At 36.1% G+C, this 19,016-nt stretch carries 24 protein-coding genes; 13 read left to right on the forward strand and 11 right to left on the reverse strand.

The window, feature by feature from the left end; all coding sequences use genetic code 11:
• Positions 1-2: 2 nt before the first annotated feature.
• Positions 3-518 (forward strand): tetratricopeptide repeat protein, encoded by a 516-nt coding sequence (locus tag BN986_RS08940; RefSeq protein ID WP_052400779.1) that lies wholly within the window; start codon positions 3-5, stop codon positions 516-518.
• Positions 519-589: 71 nt separating this feature from the next.
• Here the strand turns inward: BN986_RS08940 and BN986_RS08945 are convergent, their stop codons facing one another.
• Complete coding sequence (locus tag BN986_RS08945) at positions 590-1,390, reverse strand: YwqG family protein (RefSeq protein ID WP_040979468.1); 801 nt, start codon at positions 1,388-1,390, stop codon at positions 590-592.
• Positions 1,391-1,549: 159 nt separating this feature from the next.
• Between BN986_RS08945 and BN986_RS08950 the strand changes: the two genes are divergently transcribed.
• Entirely contained in the window at positions 1,550-2,263 is a 714-nt protein-coding gene (locus tag BN986_RS08950) for a class I SAM-dependent methyltransferase (protein WP_040979469.1), read from the forward strand.
• Positions 2,264-2,305: 42 nt separating this feature from the next.
• Here the strand turns inward: BN986_RS08950 and BN986_RS08955 are convergent, their stop codons facing one another.
• The gene (locus tag BN986_RS08955) at positions 2,306-2,971 is read right to left on the reverse strand and encodes a Crp/Fnr family transcriptional regulator (RefSeq protein WP_040979470.1); all 666 of its coding nucleotides are present in this window, start codon (positions 2,969-2,971) and stop codon (positions 2,306-2,308) included.
• A gap of 74 nt (positions 2,972-3,045) precedes the next feature.
• On the opposite strand from BN986_RS08955, the gene BN986_RS08960 reads away from it, so the two are divergent.
• From BN986_RS08960 to BN986_RS08975, 4 genes are all read left to right on the forward strand, one after another.
• Positions 3,046-3,798, forward strand: a complete 753-nt coding sequence (locus BN986_RS08960; protein WP_040979471.1) for an HAD-IIB family hydrolase — start codon at positions 3,046-3,048, stop codon at positions 3,796-3,798.
• Positions 3,799-3,902: 104 nt separating this feature from the next.
• A complete protein-coding gene (locus BN986_RS08965) occupies positions 3,903-4,397 on the forward strand; it encodes a hypothetical protein (RefSeq protein ID WP_040979472.1) in 495 nt (164 codons plus the stop codon).
• 737 nt (positions 4,398-5,134) lie between these two features.
• On the forward strand, positions 5,135-5,320 hold the full coding sequence (locus BN986_RS08970) for a hypothetical protein (RefSeq protein ID WP_040979473.1): 186 nt from the start codon (positions 5,135-5,137) through the stop codon (positions 5,318-5,320).
• Positions 5,321-5,658: 338 nt separating this feature from the next.
• Positions 5,659-7,797 (forward strand): DEAD/DEAH box helicase, encoded by a 2,139-nt coding sequence (locus tag BN986_RS08975; RefSeq protein WP_052400722.1) that lies wholly within the window; start codon positions 5,659-5,661, stop codon positions 7,795-7,797.
• A 149-nt stretch (positions 7,798-7,946) separates the two neighbouring features.
• Here the strand turns inward: BN986_RS08975 and BN986_RS08980 are convergent, their stop codons facing one another.
• Positions 7,947-8,870, reverse strand: coding sequence for a LysR family transcriptional regulator (locus BN986_RS08980; RefSeq protein ID WP_040979474.1), 924 nt, complete (start codon positions 8,868-8,870; stop codon positions 7,947-7,949).
• 229 nt (positions 8,871-9,099) lie between these two features.
• On the opposite strand from BN986_RS08980, the gene BN986_RS08985 reads away from it, so the two are divergent.
• From BN986_RS08985 to BN986_RS26955, 6 genes are all read left to right on the forward strand, one after another.
• Positions 9,100-10,377, forward strand: coding sequence for an SLC13 family permease (locus BN986_RS08985; RefSeq protein WP_040979475.1), 1,278 nt, complete (start codon positions 9,100-9,102; stop codon positions 10,375-10,377).
• A gap of 26 nt (positions 10,378-10,403) precedes the next feature.
• A complete protein-coding gene (locus BN986_RS08990) occupies positions 10,404-11,420 on the forward strand; it encodes a C-terminal binding protein (protein WP_040979476.1) in 1,017 nt (338 codons plus the stop codon).
• Between the two features lie 12 nt (positions 11,421-11,432).
• Positions 11,433-12,110 (forward strand): RraA family protein, encoded by a 678-nt coding sequence (locus BN986_RS08995; protein WP_040979477.1) that lies wholly within the window; start codon positions 11,433-11,435, stop codon positions 12,108-12,110.
• A gap of 126 nt (positions 12,111-12,236) precedes the next feature.
• On the forward strand, positions 12,237-12,440 hold the full coding sequence (locus BN986_RS09000; RefSeq protein WP_040979478.1) for a hypothetical protein: 204 nt from the start codon (positions 12,237-12,239) through the stop codon (positions 12,438-12,440).
• A 231-nt stretch (positions 12,441-12,671) separates the two neighbouring features.
• Positions 12,672-13,553, forward strand: coding sequence for an Rpn family recombination-promoting nuclease/putative transposase (locus BN986_RS09005; RefSeq protein ID WP_052400723.1), 882 nt, complete (start codon positions 12,672-12,674; stop codon positions 13,551-13,553).
• 133 nt (positions 13,554-13,686) lie between these two features.
• Positions 13,687-13,851, forward strand: a complete 165-nt coding sequence (locus BN986_RS26955; RefSeq protein ID WP_157037069.1) for a hypothetical protein — start codon at positions 13,687-13,689, stop codon at positions 13,849-13,851.
• 115 nt (positions 13,852-13,966) lie between these two features.
• Here BN986_RS26955 and BN986_RS09010 read toward each other — a convergent pair whose 3' ends face one another.
• The 7 genes from BN986_RS09010 to BN986_RS09040 form a co-directional block, all read right to left on the reverse strand.
• Positions 13,967-14,509 carry a hypothetical protein gene (locus BN986_RS09010; protein ID WP_040979479.1) on the reverse strand — a complete coding sequence of 181 codons (543 nt, stop codon included), beginning with the start codon at positions 14,507-14,509 and terminating at the stop codon, positions 13,967-13,969.
• Between the two features lie 132 nt (positions 14,510-14,641).
• Positions 14,642-14,893 (reverse strand): hypothetical protein, encoded by a 252-nt coding sequence (locus BN986_RS09015; RefSeq protein WP_040979480.1) that lies wholly within the window; start codon positions 14,891-14,893, stop codon positions 14,642-14,644.
• Positions 14,880-15,419 (reverse strand): RNA polymerase sigma factor, encoded by a 540-nt coding sequence (locus tag BN986_RS09020; protein ID WP_040979481.1) that lies wholly within the window; start codon positions 15,417-15,419, stop codon positions 14,880-14,882. The genes BN986_RS09015 and BN986_RS09020 overlap by 14 nt, the downstream gene beginning before the upstream one ends.
• A complete protein-coding gene (locus tag BN986_RS09025; RefSeq protein ID WP_040979482.1) occupies positions 15,400-15,777 on the reverse strand; it encodes a hypothetical protein in 378 nt (125 codons plus the stop codon). The genes BN986_RS09020 and BN986_RS09025 overlap by 20 nt, the downstream gene beginning before the upstream one ends.
• Before the next feature lie 10 nt (positions 15,778-15,787).
• Entirely contained in the window at positions 15,788-16,540 is a 753-nt protein-coding gene (locus tag BN986_RS09030) for an ABC transporter permease (protein WP_040979483.1), read from the reverse strand.
• Positions 16,537-17,259 carry an ATP-binding cassette domain-containing protein gene (locus tag BN986_RS09035; RefSeq protein WP_040979484.1) on the reverse strand — a complete coding sequence of 241 codons (723 nt, stop codon included), beginning with the start codon at positions 17,257-17,259 and terminating at the stop codon, positions 16,537-16,539. The genes BN986_RS09030 and BN986_RS09035 overlap by 4 nt, the downstream gene beginning before the upstream one ends.
• Before the next feature lie 24 nt (positions 17,260-17,283).
• Complete coding sequence (locus BN986_RS09040; protein ID WP_040979485.1) at positions 17,284-17,481, reverse strand: hypothetical protein; 198 nt, start codon at positions 17,479-17,481, stop codon at positions 17,284-17,286.
• A gap of 133 nt (positions 17,482-17,614) precedes the next feature.
• Between BN986_RS09040 and BN986_RS09045 the strand changes: the two genes are divergently transcribed.
• The gene (locus BN986_RS09045) at positions 17,615-18,163 is read left to right on the forward strand and encodes a histidine phosphatase family protein (RefSeq protein WP_040979486.1); all 549 of its coding nucleotides are present in this window, start codon (positions 17,615-17,617) and stop codon (positions 18,161-18,163) included.
• Positions 18,164-18,352: 189 nt separating this feature from the next.
• On the opposite strand, the gene BN986_RS09050 is transcribed toward BN986_RS09045, so the two are convergent.
• Positions 18,353-19,015, reverse strand: a complete 663-nt coding sequence (locus tag BN986_RS09050) for a hypothetical protein (RefSeq protein ID WP_040979487.1) — start codon at positions 19,013-19,015, stop codon at positions 18,353-18,355.
• Between the last annotated feature and the right edge of the window lies 1 nt (position 19,016).

A 19,016-nucleotide genomic window follows, 5' to 3' on the forward strand; every position in this document is an offset into this window, starting at 1 on the left:
AGATGAATGAGCATATTCAAAAAAGTGCACAGGTAAACCAGGAACTGCAGAAAGCTATTGAATTAAGAGAAAAAGGAGAGCTGAATGAATCTAAAAATATTATATTAAGGTTAGTTGAAGATCATCCCAACAATGCTTTTCTTAATTATCAATGCGCCTGGAGCCATGATGTTTTAGGAGAAGAAAGAAAAGCCGTGCCGTATTATGAAAAAGCAATTCAGTTAGGCTTGGAAAAAGAGAATTTAGAAGATGCTTTATTAGGGCTTGGAAGCACTTATCGAACATTAGGAGAATATGAAAAATCAAAAGAAACATTTTTGAAAGGATTGGAATCATTTCCTAATAATAGAGCGATTCAAGTATTTTACGCAATGACGCTTTACAATGTAAAAGAGCATCACCAAGCAATGGAGCTGTTATTAAAGAATATTGCAGAAACGACAGGCGATGAAGATATTAAAAAATTTGGCAGAGCAATCGGTTTTTATGCAGATAAATTGGATACAGTTTGGGAATAACTTTATTTATGAAAAAGAACAGGCTGCTGCATAATCAGTTCAGTTATCTGATCATGCAACAGCCATTCTTTCTAATAACAATCCCAATTAAAAAGCACTTTACTAAAATTTCTATTCTTCAAATCCTCTTCGGAGATAAAGAAATTTCCAACACCGGAATCTCCCCAAACAATCTTATCGCCATTACTATCTATCTGCAGCAGTAAAATATCTGTATCTTGATGATCTCCATAGGCACGCGGATCTTCCTGTGTAAAGAAAGGATAGCCGCCAAGTTTATGCCCAGTCCCGCTAAAACACTGGAAAAATGCTTCTGTCAGATTTTCATCATCATTTATTTTATCAATTATATCTGCGTAAATTTCATCACTGCGATAATCGCTTTCCGTAAGAGCTTCCAGATCTGTTTTAAAAGATAAACCCATCTCTTGCTCAACAGGGAAAAATAGCTCATCATCTGGCAGTGTTACAAAAGAAAAGTCTTGTATTAATTGAGACACATCTTGAATTATTTTTTCATGGAAGATCACACGAAAGCCAGATTGATTTTTCCTATCATCAAAATCCATTCCCAACACATCATCATTGCCATCAATATAAAATTGCAAAATCCCTTTATGAGGGAAATGCGGTAAATGAACAGGAACTTCTTCAAAATTAATTTGTGCTAATAGCTTTAAAGGAGCCCCCTCTTCATTTTTAGGATATTCCTTAGAAGCAGGAAAGTATGGATCACCTGCAAACTTGCTTTCAAATAAAGATGTTTCCCGCTCTGTAGTAGAAACCTTTACAACCGGCATCAGCGTATCTTGAACGATAGAACGGTATTGCTCAAATGCTTCTGGTAATTGTAATGATGTTTTGTCTGGCATAAGAAACCTCCTGAAATTCAGTTTATTCTGTATAATGTTTACTATAGCAAATAAAAAGAAGCAGGGAAAACGAGAAAGTAAGTAATTTACAACAGTCAGGGGCATGCTGTTTCATGAGTTTGAGGATGACTAAAGTTATACAATCTTGGGGGGATTCCATTGGACAGAATTGAATACATTAGACACAAAGAAAAAGAATACCATGATGCTTGTTATGATAATTATAAGCTGTTTGAGAAAGGATCATGGCTGTACAGGCCTGTTAAAACAGTAATGGAGCAATTGCCGTATTTTAAAGAAAAAACGAATATTCGTGTACTGGATATAGGTTCGGGGGTTGGGCGGAACAGTATTCCAATAGCCAAAGAAATAAAAGGCAGTGGAGAGGTTGTCTGCGTTGATTTGTTGTCCTCCGCAACGGAAAAATTAAATCAATACCGTAAAGAATATGATGTGGAAGAAGTCATAAAGCTGGAAACTGTGGATATAGAGGATTATCCAATCGAAAAAGAGGGATTTGATTTTATTATCGCAGTATCAGCCTTAGAACATGTTGCTTCTGAAACTGTTTTTGACAAAGTAATAAAGAATATGGCAAAGGGAACCAGAAAGAATGGAATCAACTGCATTATTGTTAATTCAGAGGTAGAAGAAATAGATATTGCAGAAAATAAAAAATTAGATGTCATGATGGAAGTGAATATGAAAACAGATGAAATGCTTTATAAATTAAACAGGCTGTATGAAGGCTGGGAAGTACGGAAGCAGCTGGTGAAGCCGTTGAAGTATACAATTACACGTGATGAAACGGATGTGTTATTGCAAACAAATGCGATTACATATGTGGTTAGAAAATGCGATGATTTTTGGTAGATTCCTGCTTTAACAGAAGGAGATTTCCGGGAATGGCTGGTGTTATTCAAACCGCACATTCTCAGAAATCTCCTCCACCTTATCCCATTGTAAAATTCGTATGTCATTCTCCTCCCGCTCTACAATCCCCTGGTTTATCCATTGTTTTAAAATGCGATTGACATGTCTTTTCGTGGTTCCAATTAAAGCAGCTGTTTCTTCAATATTATTTGTTGAAATATATGATGCCTTAGAATCTGAATCAGAAGCAGTCGTGCACAAAAAAGCAGCTAAGCGGACATTAGCAGGGGACAGTGCGTTAACTCTGGATGAAATGGTGCATGTCCGAAGTTTATATGCCAGCTCTTTTAATAATATCTGCATAAAGGCTGCATCATAATGTAACTCTTTTTCATATAACCTTTTGGGAATAAAGACAAAAGTACATGGTTCCGCAGCGATACAATTCGATTCAATCAGGCATCCTTCCAGCATTTCAATATCCCCCATGATGGCAGGAGTCTGGCAATAACGAAGCAACAGTTCCTTGCCGGTGATTTCTTGAGTAGAAACAAAGTATTTTCCACTTATTAAAAAATAAAATCCGTCGATTTCTTCTCCAGCCGTTAATATGTATTCTCGGGATTGATATGTGCGAATGCTGATTTCCTTTTCCAATTTATTTGGAATGGAATAATTGTAAATAGCAGCGAATTGGTTTAGTTTCATGTTATTTCCTCCTTGGGACATTTGTCCTTTCGTATTTTTTTATCCATAGTATACTTGAAAAAGAGGTGATTCACATGAATTTTGTTTTTGATATAGATGGCACAATTTGTTTTGATGGAAAAACAATTGATTCATCCATTGTACAAGTGTTGGAAGAGATAAAAGAAGCAGGACATCAAGTAATTTTTGCGTCCGCAAGACCAATTCGCGATTTATTGCCGGTCTTGCCGGAGTCTCTTCAACAAGAGAAATTAGTTGGAGGGAACGGGGCATATACTTCAAAAAATGGAAAGATTGATGTCATCCATTTTCAAGATAGTTTGCTTACACAGCTCATAAAACTGGTGGAGGAAACCCAAGTTACGTATTTGGCAGATAGTGATTGGGATTATGCGTTTACAGGGGAAATGATACATCCGATTTATAAGAATATTAATCAAACGTCAGCACAAAATCGCAACCTGCGAAGTCTACATAAGCTATGTAAGCTTGTTCTGTTTCACCCTCCACAGCGTGTAATAGATGAGCTTTCCACCCTGCCTGTAAATATAACCTGTTACAAAGGGGAAAATGCAATCGACATCAGTCCGATCGGGATCAATAAAGTAAGAGGGCTGCATCGTTTACAGGTACAGGAATTTATTGCTTTTGGTAATGACAGTAATGATCAATGCCTGTTTGAAAATGCCTTGCACAGCGTTTGTGTCGGTGAACATGAAGTGGAACAATATGCATCTGTATCGGTGGAGAAGGAAAATGTTGCAACGATGATAAGCAGTGTATTGCGAAAATATGAAAATCAGGAAATACAAGGAGTATATGTTTAAGTCTCTACGATAAAAGAAGAGATAATTTGAACAAAGAGGTTATCTCGCCATTTCCTGCGCTATAATTAGAAATTATTATACCAGATTGAAAAGGGGGTGAATCCGTGCAAAATAATAAGTTCACTAATTTTCTAATCATTGCAAAACAGCTTAATCAGAGAAACATTACGCCTTTATTAATGGGTTCAGTCGGTTTAGAAGTAGTTACAGGGAAGAATTGGAATGCACAGGACCTGGATATTCATGTTCCCGGTGATAAAAGAGGATGGGAGGTCCCGCCTGAACAAGCTGTTTTTGATTGGGAGGAAATTATAAATAGTATGTTATCTCTGGGATACAGCCTTGTCGATCTGCATGAGCATGAATTTGAAAAGGATGGCCTGGCTGTTGGATTTGGCATTATGGATACGTTACCAGCCTTTGCTGGGATACCTTTAGAGGATTTAGAACTTCATCGGCAGGGAGATGTAAAGTATTATTTGTTAAAATCTGACCAATATTTGAAAGTGTACGAGGCTTCTTCTAAAGACAGCTACCGTGCGGATAAAAATAATCATAAAGATATGGATAAGATAAAATATTTGCGGAACTTGATTTAAGCTGATTCTGTTAATAAACGTATGTATGTTTAGAATAGCTGGAAATAATCAAAATTCAAAAGGAAGGGCTATCTATGCATTCATTTTATGGATAGACTTCCTGAGAATGGAATGTGAATAAGCTGAGGAAAAGTTATCGGATATTTAACGAAATAGTGCGACTATTGATTGGCTGTATGCTATAATAATAGAATCAATAGACGAACATGCATATGAGGGGCAGCGCACTGAACTTCTTTTAAGAAGGGAGGTGCTGCTTATGGATTTAACAAATGTGATAACGATAGTCATTTCTATTATGACATTAACGGTGTCCTTCGGGATGCTGATTGCATTTATCATGTCCGATAAGCATAATAAAAAATAATCCCTCGTATGCTTTTGTAGGGCTATGAGGGATTATTTTAATCCAAGCGCGCTACTCCTATAAGTAGTCTATTGTAAAAACCGTTCGGTGTTAGAGCACCGGGCGGTTTTTATTAGTATATTCGTTTATAAATTTATAATACACTATAATTATAAAAATGTAAACAATTTAAGCAGCTCTGAACATACCCAAAAGGCTCTAACAAAGGGGTTTTCATCGTGTAACAACAAGATACAGGGACAGAAACACCGAAAATGATGTAACCAAACAAAGAAAATGTTTGGAATATTTTTAATTTGTTCTTATATATTTCTGCTGGTTTCATAATTAATTCTTCTTGTACATAAGCTGAAGCAAGGAGGATGATAAGGTGAGTAAAACAGATGAACCAATTAAAAGAATGGCAAATTTGCGATTATCACATGCAGGATTTACTGCGTATTATAAGAGTTTATTAAGCAGAAATCATCATTTGATCAAGGGAAGTCGTGAACATAAATCCTATAAACATTTTTTTCAGAAGGTTCATAAGGAGAATTCTTATCATACTACATAAAATTTGCTTTATGTAAAATAAAATCAATGCTTTTTTATCCGTTTGGTATGCTTGTATCAAGCGGTTTTTTCATTCATTCAGAAGCTATTTCATATCTTTATTAGAATCTGGATATTGGTTTTTCATGAGTAACAAAGGAGAATATACAATATTAAGACGGTATTCTCTTTTTAACCTGCTCTAAACAATGCTACAATAATAAAATGTAGTTTATTCTGTGAGAACGAAAGGTAATTATAAACGTGGTGAGACAGTAAGTGTGAACGATACAACAGCTGTCTTTAATAAAAATAAAAGATATAGATATGTTTGAGATAGAGAAGCAGGAGGAAGTTGGAATGGTACGGACAAGACAAGATGTGGAACGGTTGGAAGCAGAGCTGAACCGGATTCGCAAAAGTATTGATATCAACTCGGAGGAGTTATTTAATGATCGTATTAAAGGAATTTGGCAGAGGCTGAAAACAAGCTCAGGAAAAGCGCAATTAAAGAAGATGCCTTTGGACACCATCTTAACAGTGCAACATGGGCTTCCTATAAACAGCTTGATAGATAATGGTTTGAAAACGATGAATGATATAACGGATTATACAGTACAAGATTTGATGCAGTTGGATGAGGTAGATGAGGATACGGCGCAGCAAATTTATTCGGCTGTTACCGGGATAAAAGCATCTGTGTATGAACAGGCAATTCCCCGTGTGAATCCGGATGATATTTCAGATGTAGATTTTCATTTGCTGGAATCAATTTATAAGAAATGGCATCTGATGAAGATGTTTGAAGAGATGCAGGAGAAGTTTCAGGAGTATTATAATGAAGCCAAACATGATATTGAGATGGCTAAGAAGCAGAAAGGCTTTTTTGCAGGCTTGTTCCAGCCGAAAGAGGAGAAGGAAAAAATCCGGTCTGCTTTTGCCAATTTAAATAAAAGCAAGCACCAGAAGGAATTAGATGCAATCAAGCAAAAATTAGATGACATGCTTGAATTTGAAGTAAGTAAAGAAGAGCTTAAACGACATTTTGAAACAGAAAATGCCTTTTATTATACAGAAATTGAAAAAGCAACCGATTTTGATACGGAGAATGTTTCCGAAAGTTTACCGGCAGAAGTTGTAGAAGCAGTCAATAACCATCCGCTTGATACGACTGGACTGCATATTACATTAAGAAATTATCAAATTTTTGGTGCGAAGTATGCCTTGCTTTATAAAAAAACGCTGCTGGGCGATGAGATGGGCTTAGGAAAAACGGTTCAAGCACTTGCTATTCTTAACCATCTCAGGCAAAACCATCAGGGACATGCTGTTATTATTTGTCCACTGAGTGTGATTGCCCACTGGAAAAGAGAGATGGAACAGCGTTTTGATTTACAGCCATTTATTTTTCATGGCAGCAATCGGGAGGAACAGTTTCAAGCTTGGCAAGAAGGTGCTGGTCTTTTAATAACCACCTTTGAATTGGCGGGAACTCTGCCGTTGGAAAATAGCCACCATTTTGATGCGTTGATTGTAGATGAGGCACATTACGTGAAGAATCCGAATACCAAACGCTCGCAAAATGTGTATCATTTGGTAGATAGAGCGGAGTATGTCTTACTTATGAGCGGAACGCCACTCGAGAATACAGTAGAAGAAATGATGCAGTTGGTTTCTGTTCTACAGCCTGGAATTGCGGAGAATTTATCAGAGGAAATGCTGTTGCGTAAGCCGCAAGCATTCCGTGAAGCAATTGCTCCGGTTTATTTAAGAAGAAATCGGAAGGACGTATTACATGAGCTTCCAGATCTGGAGATTATTCCAGAATGGGTTCGTTTTGGTGAAGAAGAGGAGAAGTTCTATCAGCAGGCCGTAAAAGAGGAACAAGTGATGGCGATGCGCCGTGCAGGCTGGCAGGGCGGTACTCCAGGTAAATCACCTAAGCTGGAGAAGCTGCTTGAAATCTGTGAGAATGCCAAGGAAAACGGACATAAGGTGCTGGTATACTCTTATTTTAAAGATGTGATTCAGATAATCAGTGAAAATTTAGAAGAGGGAACTTATCGAACGATGACAGGGGATGTTCCGCATCATAAAAGACAGGAAATGATTGATGCCTTTACAGTGGATGAAGCGGGTTCTGTTTTGGTCAGCCAGATTACTGCCGGCGGTGTCGGGGTGAATATCCAAGCTGCCAATGTGGTTATTTTATGCGAACCGCAGTGGAAGCCGACAATGGAGGAACAGGCTATCAGCCGTGCTTATCGAATGGGACAATCCCGGAATGTGGTTGTGTATCGTTTACTGACAGAGGATAGCATCGATGTGGCAATGCTGGAAATGTTAGGGGAAAAAGCGAATCTCTTTCATTTATTCTCCAAAGAGTCGGATACAGCGTCCCGTATCTTGGAGGAGCAGGAGCAAGAAGAGGAAGAAGCGTCTATTCAGAAAAAAGTGTTGGAATTGGAGAAAGACCGGTATATGGATACGGTGCGTTAAAAAGAAATCATTTAAAATATAATTTGGCAGTCTTATTGAAAATTGGATAAATCATGTTCCTGATAAGACTGCCTTAAATTCCAAAACGACATTAATAAATTATTTATGTATGCAAGCATAATTTTCTGATTTAGTAGATGAGAGTATAATTATTGATAAATTCCTTTTAGAGAATCAATAAATAATTTTGATATATTCGTAATATAAGTATCTTTCTTATATACAACTGCTAAGGGCCATATCAAACTAGCATCATTTAGTGTAAAGACCTCAATATTATTTGGAAGTTGCTTACCTTTTAGTCCGCCTTCAGGCATAAAGGTAAATCCCATTCCAGCAGAAACTAGATTGATTGCTGTAGTTAAATTTTCAGTTTCTAATAGATTTTTTGGTTCGAAATGTTTTTTGCTGAAGTGATGTAAAATAGCTGACGTTAAATTTTGACCTGGTTTAGTAATAATAAAAAGCTCAGGTTCTAATATGGAAATATCTATAGTAGGATATTTCTTAAGGTTATCTGCTTTCGATTTCGTTTTTTTTACTAAGGGATGATCCTTATTACCTACAAGTAATATTTCTTCTTCCATCAAGGTGTCATAAGTAAGCTTTGAAAAATCCATGTCGGTTGGTAAGTTCATTACAGCAAAATCAATCTTTTCATTCAAAAGCTCTCTTATTAAGAAATTTGATTTCCCCTCCGTAATATCTATTTCAATATTTGGGTGAGTAGTTGTAAAGAAAGGCAGAATTTCCGGCAATAAAGAAGTGCCTCTCCAAATAGCAAGGCCAAACCGAATTTTCCCGCGATTGCTTGATTGTATTTCAGAAAACTCTTTCTGTAGTTGCTTTTCAAGCGTCATGATCTGTAATATATATTGATAATAGCGTTCACCAGTGTAGTTAAGTTTTAATGGTGATGCATTACGGTCAAATAATTCAACCCCAAGATTTTCCTCTAGTCTTTTTAAATATTTACTAAGAGAAGGCTGAGAAATATATAACTTTTTTGCTGCTTTCGAAAGGCCCTCCTCCTCTACAATAGTCAAAAAATATTCAAAATTTTTAAACAGCATTTTGTAGTCTCCTTTTACTATATAACCAAAAGTCTATAATCACTATAGAATAAATCCCATTATTAATCAAATCGATATTGTTATAAGATAAATATTAACGATAATTCAATTGAAATAGTCAATTTAATGTAAGCGTATTCTTTGAGTATTTCTATTGAATGTTGTTTTATGAATAATCTGCGCAGATATAATTCAATGAAATTACACATTAATATTATAGGAGGAAAATATGAATATTGAAGCTATTATTACATTGGTTGTTCTTGCCATCATGGTATTCTTTTTTGTTACAGAAAGAATTCCGTTAGCAGTTACTTCTGTCACTGGAGCACTAGTTTTAGCTTCACTTGGGATTATAGATAAGTCAGTCGTTTTTGAATCTATGGGAGGATCCACAATTGTATTATTAGCGGCCATGATGATTATAGGGTCAGCACTTTTCCATACAGGTATAGCCGAAACGTTAAGTATTGGCATAACCAAAATAACGGGAACCTCAGAAAATGGAATTATGATCGCCGTGGTCTTAGTGGCATTATTACTATCTTCCATCGCGAGTGGACTTGGAGTCGTTGCAATGATGCTGCCAATTGTCATTGCAATGAGTATGAAAGCAAATATATCGGTTTCTAGACAGTTAATTCCCCTTTCGTTTGCAGCGAGTGTTGGCGGAAATTTAACTTTAGCTGGTGCAGCAAGTAATGTAAGTACTGCCGGTTTAATTGAAGATATGGGAATCTCATTCATTTCGTTTTTTGAAATTGGTAAAGTTGGGATACCCATTGCTATTCTATTTTTAATTTATTTTCTTACAATTGGTAAGAAAGCGTTGACAAAAGGGGACACATCTAACCATGACTATTTGGAGGAGTATACGCATAAAAGCAGTGAAAGTAATGTATTTAGCCCTGCTAAAGCAATCATCGCAGGCGTTATTCTTGTAGCTGTATTAATTGCTATGGCAATTAATCATGATAGTTTCCCTATGTATTTTGTTGCTGCTGTAGGAGCTATATTGTTAATTTTAACAAGGTGTATGTCGGAAAAAGATGCAATAAAATCGATTGACTGGCCAACATTGTTTATTGTTGGAGGAATGAGCGCTGTCTCAAAAGCAATGACTGATAGCGGTGCAGGTACATTAATTGCTGATGGTGTTGTTCAGGTATTAGGAGAAGAACCAAATAAACTTTTATTTTTATTCTTGGTACTAGTGATAACAATGTTATTAACAAATATGATGATGAATACATCAACTGTTCTTTTGGTTACTCCATTGTTAATTCCAATTGCCGTTACCATTGATGTTAATCCTGTGGCTATAGGTATAGCAATATGCGTAGCTGCTTCAGCTCCTTTCTTAACACCTGTTGGTTCGGGGACTAATACGTTAATCATCAAGCCAGGGAATTTAAGCTTTAGAGATTTTTTTATTCCAGGTATTGGACTTTCTGCAGTTGTGCTCGTTGGTAGCATGATGCTAATTCCATTATTTTGGCCATTGTAATAGAACTAGAAGAAGGAGTTTTACAGATGAAAAAAGCTATTGTAGTTGACAAGGATTATGGAAGCGTAACAATAGACGATTTGAATATATTGAAAGAAAAATTTAAAGAAGAAAGTATAGAGTTGGAATTAAAACATTTTTATTCAGAAGATGAAATAATATCAGAATGTCAAGAAGCCGAAGCAATTTTAGGTACAGGAAATCCACCAATGAGTGAAAAGGTGATTTCGAAATTGCCAAACCTTAAAATGATACAAAGGTTTGGCATAGGAGTTAATTCAATTAATCTCTCTGCTGCAACAGAAAATCATAAAATTGTGTCATATATGCCTGGCTTCTGTTTAGATGAATTGGCTGCTCATGCTACATCTATGATTTTAAGTTTAATTCGTAATACAGCTTATTATGATCGGCGTATCAGACAAGGAGAATGGCCGAAAGCAGAATATTATACACCAAAATCTATTTCAGAGATGACTATAGGCTTATATGGATTTGGTGGTTCTGCAAAGGAATTATACAAAATTTTCAATGGAGGGTTTCAATCAAGAGTAATAGCTTGTGACCCATATGTGTCAGAAGAAATAAAGGAAATGTTTAATATAGATTTTGTAGATTTTCATACAATGTTAAAAGAATCAGATGTTGTTTCTTTACATGCTCCTCTCAATACAGAAACAAGGCATATTTTTAATGAAGAAGCATTTAAAAAAATGAAAAATGATGCAATGATTATAAATGTTGCTAGAGGTCCGTTAATTGATGAAGATGCGTTGGTAGATGCGTTAAAGACAAGAGAAATTCGTTTTGCAGGATTAGACGTTTTTGAGAATGAACCGTTAGATAAAAAATCTAAATTGAGAAATATGGAAAATGTTATTCTAACTAGTCATAGCGCTTTTTATGGTGAAGGTTCTAAGCAAAAGCAACTAAAATGGGCATTTGAACTTGTCAGCCAAGTTTTAAATAGAAATACGATAAAAAAAGAATTCATTGCAAATAAAGAAATTTTTGACACAAATATAAAAATGACATTTAAATAGGGAGTTGAAAGAATGAGTGATGTAGGATGTTTAATAGTAAATAACTTTGAAAGACCAGAGCCTGATTTAGTGAATGCATTTAAAGGGATACCGGTTGCAAACATTGATGATTGTATGGGCCGGATGGGTGCAGTTGATTCTATAATAAGACCAATGAATAAAAGCCCGTTGCTTGGTGTAGCATTTACCGTAAAAGTTCCTGAAGGAGACAATTTAATGTTTCATAAAGCAATGGATATGGCTAAACCAGGAGATATAATTATGATCGATGCTGCGGGTTATACTCAGAGAGCGATTCTAGGAGAATTAATGATTTCTTATTGTAAATCAAGAGGAATTACTGGTGTTGTTGTAGATGGGAGTATAAGAGATGCAGAAGCATTAGAAGCAATGGACTTCCCCATATATGCAAAGGGGGTTAGCCCCAACGGTCCTTATAAAAATGGACCAGGTGAAATTAATGTTCCGATCTCGATTGGTGGAAAAGTGGTTTCCCCTGGAGATATTGTTGTTGGAGATCAAGATGGTATAGTTATAATTGACCCTGACGGCGCAAAAGAATTAGCTTTAGAAACGAGAAAAGTAACAGAGAAAGAAGATTTGATTATGAATAAAATTTTAACTGAAGGGGTGTATGAACGTCCTTGGGTAGATAAAAAATTGGACGAACTTGGTTTTGTCTATAAGTGATTTATAAATACAATTACTCCTGTAAAATAATGAAGATTCTTATATTTTCACGTCATAAAGCATAGAGTATGTTTTGTTTGCAAGGGCACCGGGAAAACTTTTTATAACTAGAAAGGGAGGCATTTCATGACTTCATTTAAAGAAAGAGCCAGATATGCCCGTTTTAAAAAGGTTCTGGGTGCCATTATTGTTATGCCCATTATTGCTGTACTTGGATTTTTAAATGTGATTCCCGTGTCAAATGCGGTTTCATGGTTAGCGTTAGCTGCTTTTATTGTGAGTCTGATTGTTTTCTTTGTTTCATTTAAAGGAAAGAAACCGCAAGTTTAAGGGTAAAACAATGAAAAAGGTTAGTGTAGCAGTTCTAATAAGGGAAGGAGAGCATGGTCTGTGACGATGCTCTTTTCTTATGAGGAAGTGGTGGAAGTTTTTACAATAGCTAAAAGTACTTGAGCTTCTTGATTTCATTAGATTTTTCGAAACAAAAGTGGAATCATTATACTGGTTGTATTTCAGAATAATTGCTAAAATATAAATAATCCAACGAAAGGAAGTGCTCTATTGTTTACAGTCCCCATTGTACTAGAAGAAGCAGATTACATGAAACATGATCGGCTGACGAAAAAGCTGATACAAGAATTTTTCGAGGAATTTATCGAAGGCTTCTTCCCCGACCTTCACTCCCACATTGATTTCTCCAACGTCACATTTCTTGAACAGGAAGTCTACCTGGATTATCTTGAAGGCTCCAAAAAGGAAATTGACGTGCTCGCCGAAGTAAAGTTGCATCACGAGGATAAAATTCTCCATATTCATACCGAAGCACAATCCACCCATGAAGCAGATTTTCCTGAAAGAATGTTTCTCTACTTTGCTTACCTCTATGCCAAACACCGCAAACCAATTCAACCTATCGCCGTTTTGAGTTATAATAGGAAACAAGAAGAACCGACGCAATTCAAAGTCAATACACCTACCCAAGAAGTACTTCAATTTAACTTTTTACAATTACAATTAAAAAAGAAAAACTGGAAAGAATATATTCAATCAGACAACCCGGCGGCAGCCGCGTTGCTTAGTCAGATGGGCTATGAAGAACATGAGCGTGTCCAAGTAAAGCTGGAATTTCTGCGAATGATTACCCGTTTGAAAATCAATCCGGCGCAAATGGAGTTCCTATATGGTTATTTCGAGACTTATTTAAAACTAAACAAAGAGGAGGAAAAACAGATGATGGAGAAAATGGAAAACTTGCCGGAAGAGGAAAAAGAAATGGTCATGCAGCTGCCGAATTCTTATTTTGAAAGAGGAAAGCAAGAAGGGATAAAAAAGCGGAACCAGGAATTAGCTTTGAAACTGTTAGCAAGAGGTATGTCAATGAGTGACATTGCGGAAATTACAGACTTAAGCGAAGCAGAAATTAAAAGGCTTGCTGGTGAGTAAACAAATAAAATAGATTATCTGTTTCAATTAACAAACAAAGTGAGCTGGTTTCATTGTAAATTGGCTCACTTTGTTTACATGAAGCAAAACTTACTGCGAGGCTTATTTAAAATTAAACAAATAGAAAGCGCAAATGATGAAGAAAATGGGAAACCTGCCAGCAGAGGAAAAAGAAATGATCATGCAGTTGCCGAATTCTTATTTTGAGAGAGGGAAAGAAGAAGGAAGAAAGGAAATAGCTGTAGAATTGCTGGATAAGGGGAGTCCATCAGTCAGGCAGCGGAAATTAAAAAATTAACCGAAAAAGTAGTGGAAAAGCTTGCGAGTAGATGATATTGCCGGAAAAATAATTTTGTATCAGTAAACTTAAAAAGAGGAGCGGTTATGAAACCTGCCCCCTTATCACATGAAAGTTATGATTGAATCCAAATATACATATAGAAGAAAACATAGCTTAGTAAAAGCATGCTGACAAATAGAATCGTTTGCCACCTGGCAAAAAGAAAAGCAGCGCTCGTGTCACCAAAAGGAGTTTTTTTCCAAATAGAAAATAGAACATCTCCGAAAATATATACGGCATTGAAAATTAATGATCCGCCAATAATAAAGTTTGCAAAAGAATGGTTAAAAATAAAAAAGAGGCACGCTGCCAGACTGAAAAAAATAACCGTTTGAAAAATAAAACCCGCCATTATGTATAAAAATGACCATTCACCCTGCGGATCATGTTTTAAATAGCTCTCTATATAATCTCCGTCTTTGTCATTCGGTGCCACCCATTGCTTATCCTCTCCTTTCAACGCAACATGAGGGGGATATTCAAAGAGTTTTATCCGGATATTGTCTTTATGGATTCCCACAATAAAACGGCCGGCAAGGTAATGCCCCAATTCATGAACCCAAACATGTAAGAGAAGGAGAAGATATCCAAAGATAATCCAGGATACTGCCTGCATGAATTTACGAACCTCCCATTATTCCAGGTTATAAATCCATTCCCTGATCTAGTATCTGTAAAACTGCAGTTAAGGAAGTTGGACAGAGATTAGTAATAGAAAGTTTATCTTTCTTTAATTGCGTTTTATTGTCTACATATGAATCCATAACTGAATAATGCTCACCCCAACCCCTAAAGCTAAAGGAACCATCCTTGTTAAATTTAGCCCGGTTAAAGTAACGGTTGCTTTTTCTAAAGGATCTTTGGCAGGGGAAGCTAAATAATGGATAAATCGCTGCCAGGCTGTTTGTTTTTGCCTGAGTTTCTGCTCAGGAATAATCACCTGGAATTGATCCAGTTCTTTCTTTAATGTGTCTTCTTTGTTAAATTCATCTTTCAGCATGAAAATCCTCCTCCAGGTCGTTTTTTAATGTGTTCATTGCCTTATGTAGTCTCGATTTAACGGTACCTATTGGAATATCTAATATCGATGCAATTTCATTTTGCGGCAGATCTTCATAATAAACAAGTAAAATAATCGCCCGCTGTTTATCGGGTAAGCCGGCAATGGCCTGCTGGACCCACATTTTTTCATCTATGTTTATCACATGATCCGTCTGTGGAACCAAAAATGGCAAAAGAGACCGCCATTTCTTCCGTCTGTTTAATTTATTAATTAATAAGCGGTAAGCAATTTGGAATAAATAAGCTTTGACGGTACCTTTGTCAGAGCTGAATGCCTGCTTTTTCTTCTGCAGGATTTCAAACGTATCATGCACAATATCGATACTGAGCTGTTCTTCCTGTGTATATCGATATAGAAAACAGTAGAGTGGTTCATGCAGACGTTCATATAATTGCGTAAAGCCTGTTTTATCTCCACGTTGATACATCTCCATCCATTCTTCATTACTTCTCATTTTCATTATCCTTTAAGTGCGCTTTGATGGATTTTAATGTCATCGAAATACGGGAAACAAAATAGCTAACAATAACAATTACCCAAGTCTGTGTCTGATTGGATAGAAATTGCACCCATACATTTTCAACGTTTTGGCCACCTGCTATGAAGAAAAATAAGATTTGTGCACAGATAACGACATAAATAGCAAGGAATAATGTGATTGTATCAAATACGTTCCACCTTAAATAAATCGTTGTTTTTTTATAATTTATTTTTCCTTTTTCTTTAACAACATATTTATGATTGAATGATCTGATAATAGCTGCAAGCAATATTGACAATATCCCAGTTATAATTAAAGAAACAATATATCCTGTACCCATAATTCCCTTCCTATCTATTATATATTTTCTTGGCAAGTATACTAAGCAAAATACTTAATCCAATCAAAATCAACGCATATTGATAAAGATTCAGCCAGGTATGATCAATTACATTTAACTGTACATGTAGTATATCAAAGAAGTAAAGCATTGGATTCCAGCTTAAAAAGATATAATAATCTTGTGGGTTGATCCCGCTTACCGGTAGAAATACCGAGGGCATATAAATCGAGAAAATCAGAATCATCATGATTGGAAGCAGCCAGGTTTGTGCTTTTTCTCCATTTTTGACAATGCCGGCTACGATAAAGGTTCCTGGATACATCGCTAAAAAGATAATATTACATGTGAGCAGAATCGTAAAAAATACCGATATCGAAATAGACACTAAAAATGCAAATCCGGATAAAATAAAAATCAGAAATCCATTCATAAGAATAAATACACCGATTCCCATTCCAAGAAAGTAAGTAAATGGTGAAACATTTGTCTTTGTTAACCAATGGAAGGTTTTGTTGGCTTTTAATTGCGCTAAATAAATAGTTGCACTGTTAAATGAAAAAGAAAATAGCAATAACACAATAGAGAAAGGCAGAAATAATTCTTTAATCATGAATTCTACAGTCTCCGGACGATGATCTAAAAAGACGTTGACCAGTGCAGAACAAGCGATAAGAATAATTGGAGTTAAGACATTCCCTAAAAAGACACCTGAATTCCTTACTGTCTCTAATATATAACTCTTGGCAATGGTTTGAATCATCCTGTCATCTCCTTCAATGTTTTTCCAGTTACTTCGAAATATACGCCAGATAATCCCGGAAATACGTTGTGTGGATATTTTTGCAGAAGCTCTGTATTGCTGCCTTGTTCAATAAACGTACCATTCTTTAAGATATAGATATAATCAAATATCTCCTCCAAACCAGCTATTTCATGACTGATAATAACCAGACATTGATTATTTTGTTGTACCTGCTGTTGTAAAAATGCAGCTAACAGTTGTTTTTTATGCAGATCTAAATCAGCAAATGGTTCATCCAGCAGGATATAAGGTTTATGAAGTAAGAATGCCACTAGAATGGAAACAGCTTTGCGCTGTCCACCAGAAGTATTTTTCATTAACGTATTAGCAAAAGCAGAAATGTCCAATATCTCTTCTAATTCATCTGTATCAAAAGGCTTCGTAACCAATTTCCTAAATAGCTTTATGACTTCTTTTACCTTTAAATAGGGATAGCTGTCAAAGGTCTGATATTGTAATATAATCGGTTTATCAGAAGGTGCTGCATTTTCATGGAAGTAAATGGAACCTTCGTGATAAGGCTCATCACCGCTAAGACACCTTGCCAATGTAGATTTACCAGAACCATTTTCGCCTAACAGCAGATAGCACTTGCCTTCTTTAAATGTCGCTGTAATGTTATTTAAAACAGTTTTATTTCCATATTTTTTAGTCAGGTTTTCTACGGTTAAACTCATTTTCACGTCCCCCTTGTTTTAGCTTTATTTAGAGTGATTTTCATTAACTTTTTTAACATATTTATTCTTGTTCTCTACTAAAACGGCAAACATTAGATGAAGAAAGACTATAATGAAGCACATCCATAAAAATGACCACCTGTTCGTTATGAATGAGATTAATGTAAATAGAATAATCATCGCCGCACCAACACGGATAACTCCTTTTGTATACTTCTTCATTTCATTACCGCCTCCTTATTGACTATACAAATGAACGAAGCAAAAGGTTCATAAAAAATAAAAGAAATATTATAAAATCATGTTAGGCTAAGATTATCAATCAAATTTTTAAAAGAAAGGATTGTTGATAAAGATGAATAAAACGGTCTATATTATCCGGCATTGTGAGGCAACCGGACAAGCTCCTGATGCTCCCTTAACAGAAAAAGGAAAAGAGCAGGCGGAAGAGTTAGCTGCATTTTTGTCCGACAAGGAAGTTAATCGTATTATCTCCAGTCCATTTTTACGTGCGATACAAACGATAGAGCCGCTTGCCGAAAAGAATAATTTAAAAATAGAGACAGATCATCGTTTACGGGAGAGGGTGCTTAGTACTGTTTCCATGCCAGATTGGATCGAAAAACTCGAAGCGGCATATACCGATTTAGATTTGAAATATGAAGGTGGCGAAAGTGGTAATGAAGCAACCAGAAGAATTGTTGATGTAGTGAATGATTTGCGCACAAGTGATGCGGAGAACAGCATCATTGTTGCTCATGGAGGGATTATCTCTCTGTTGTTACACTATTATGAAAAGAATGCGGGATTTGAGGCATGGAGAACACTTAGTAATCCGGACGTTTATGCGTTAAAAATTTCAGAACATCATGAACAGATTGAGCGGATATGGGTAGAAGCGTAAAGATAGATAAAAAGCTGTGTGAATACGCTTCTTATCGCTGATAATCAGAACAATAAAAAGGAATCACATCTAAAAATATGTAATACAGCATCCATCTCCTAAAGAATGGGTGCTGTATTAAAAAGCAGAACATTTTTTAAATGCCCCGCTTATAAACAATGCATTTCCTCTTCCGTTCACTTCAAAAATCTAATCATCCCACCAGCTTGTTTCCATATCAATCAGCCAATGGTTTTTTAATGTCAAAGCACGTTCAATAGCTGCGATGGCTCCAGCGATGAGAAGTGTCGTATTCACCCAAGAAGGAAGAATGATTGGCGAATCAAAAGAACCAAACCGCTCTGCAATAAAGGGAATCTCCGAAATAAGCGAAGCCAGCTGCGGAAGCCCTAGTATTAAAGAAACCAGCAGAATAAAAATGGCAAGCTTTCCGATAATGGCGCTTGTTTCAGGGAATTTGGCATCGAAACGCATGCGCAGACCTTCCGCTGAACGGCGATCTGGGGAGAGTACAAACTCGCGTTGATCTTCCGTAATATAATGAATTCGTTTTAAACCATATGTCGTTGCTGTAGCTTCAATAACTCCTCCAGGAACCGGAAAGACAGCTGGAGTAGAGGTTTTTGCATGGTGCTTTCCATCACGGTATAAATCGATGGACTCATTTTCATCAAAGTAATTAATATGGACTGCATAAGTATGCTTCTCTTCATCATCTTCATGAAGGTTTATATAAAAAAGGGAACGATAAAATATTTCATAAAAACGAAAGGGTTTCAGCGCATGTCCGTCCCCATTTTTTACTTTTTTCACTGCTCTTTCTCTGCGCTTGCTTTTAAAAAAACGAAACATG

Origin of the sequence: Oceanobacillus jeddahensis (assembly GCF_000750635.1) — a bacterium.
Taxonomy (GTDB): Bacteria; Bacillota; Bacilli; order Bacillales; family Amphibacillaceae; genus Oceanobacillus; species Oceanobacillus jeddahense.

Bases quoted from the DNA above. Each gene is read 5' to 3' on its own strand.
- BN986_RS08940 (WP_052400779.1), top strand. From the start codon at position 3: ATGAATGAGCATATTCAAAAAAGTGCACAGGTAAACCAGGAACTGCAG.
- BN986_RS08945 (WP_040979468.1), bottom strand. From the start codon at position 1,390: ATGCCAGACAAAACATCATTACAATTACCAGAAGCATTTGAGCAATAC.
- BN986_RS08955 (WP_040979470.1), bottom strand. From the start codon at position 2,971: ATGAAACTAAACCAATTCGCTGCTATTTACAATTATTCCATTCCAAAT.
- BN986_RS08960 (WP_040979471.1), top strand. From the start codon at position 3,046: ATGAATTTTGTTTTTGATATAGATGGCACAATTTGTTTTGATGGAAAA.
- BN986_RS08975 (WP_052400722.1), top strand. From the start codon at position 5,659: ATGGTACGGACAAGACAAGATGTGGAACGGTTGGAAGCAGAGCTGAAC.
- BN986_RS08980 (WP_040979474.1), bottom strand. From the start codon at position 8,870: ATGCTGTTTAAAAATTTTGAATATTTTTTGACTATTGTAGAGGAGGAG.
- BN986_RS08985 (WP_040979475.1), top strand. From the start codon at position 9,100: ATGAATATTGAAGCTATTATTACATTGGTTGTTCTTGCCATCATGGTA.
- BN986_RS08990 (WP_040979476.1), top strand. From the start codon at position 10,404: ATGAAAAAAGCTATTGTAGTTGACAAGGATTATGGAAGCGTAACAATA.
- BN986_RS08995 (WP_040979477.1), top strand. From the start codon at position 11,433: ATGAGTGATGTAGGATGTTTAATAGTAAATAACTTTGAAAGACCAGAG.
- BN986_RS09000 (WP_040979478.1), top strand. From the start codon at position 12,237: ATGACTTCATTTAAAGAAAGAGCCAGATATGCCCGTTTTAAAAAGGTT.
- BN986_RS26955 (WP_157037069.1), top strand. From the start codon at position 13,687: ATGATGAAGAAAATGGGAAACCTGCCAGCAGAGGAAAAAGAAATGATC.
- BN986_RS09010 (WP_040979479.1), bottom strand. From the start codon at position 14,509: ATGCAGGCAGTATCCTGGATTATCTTTGGATATCTTCTCCTTCTCTTA.
- BN986_RS09015 (WP_040979480.1), bottom strand. From the start codon at position 14,893: ATGCTGAAAGATGAATTTAACAAAGAAGACACATTAAAGAAAGAACTG.
- BN986_RS09025 (WP_040979482.1), bottom strand. From the start codon at position 15,777: ATGGGTACAGGATATATTGTTTCTTTAATTATAACTGGGATATTGTCA.
- BN986_RS09030 (WP_040979483.1), bottom strand. From the start codon at position 16,540: ATGATTCAAACCATTGCCAAGAGTTATATATTAGAGACAGTAAGGAAT.
- BN986_RS09035 (WP_040979484.1), bottom strand. From the start codon at position 17,259: ATGAGTTTAACCGTAGAAAACCTGACTAAAAAATATGGAAATAAAACT.
- BN986_RS09040 (WP_040979485.1), bottom strand. From the start codon at position 17,481: ATGAAGAAGTATACAAAAGGAGTTATCCGTGTTGGTGCGGCGATGATT.
- BN986_RS09045 (WP_040979486.1), top strand. From the start codon at position 17,615: ATGAATAAAACGGTCTATATTATCCGGCATTGTGAGGCAACCGGACAA.
- BN986_RS09050 (WP_040979487.1), bottom strand. From the start codon at position 19,015: ATGTTTCGTTTTTTTAAAAGCAAGCGCAGAGAAAGAGCAGTGAAAAAA.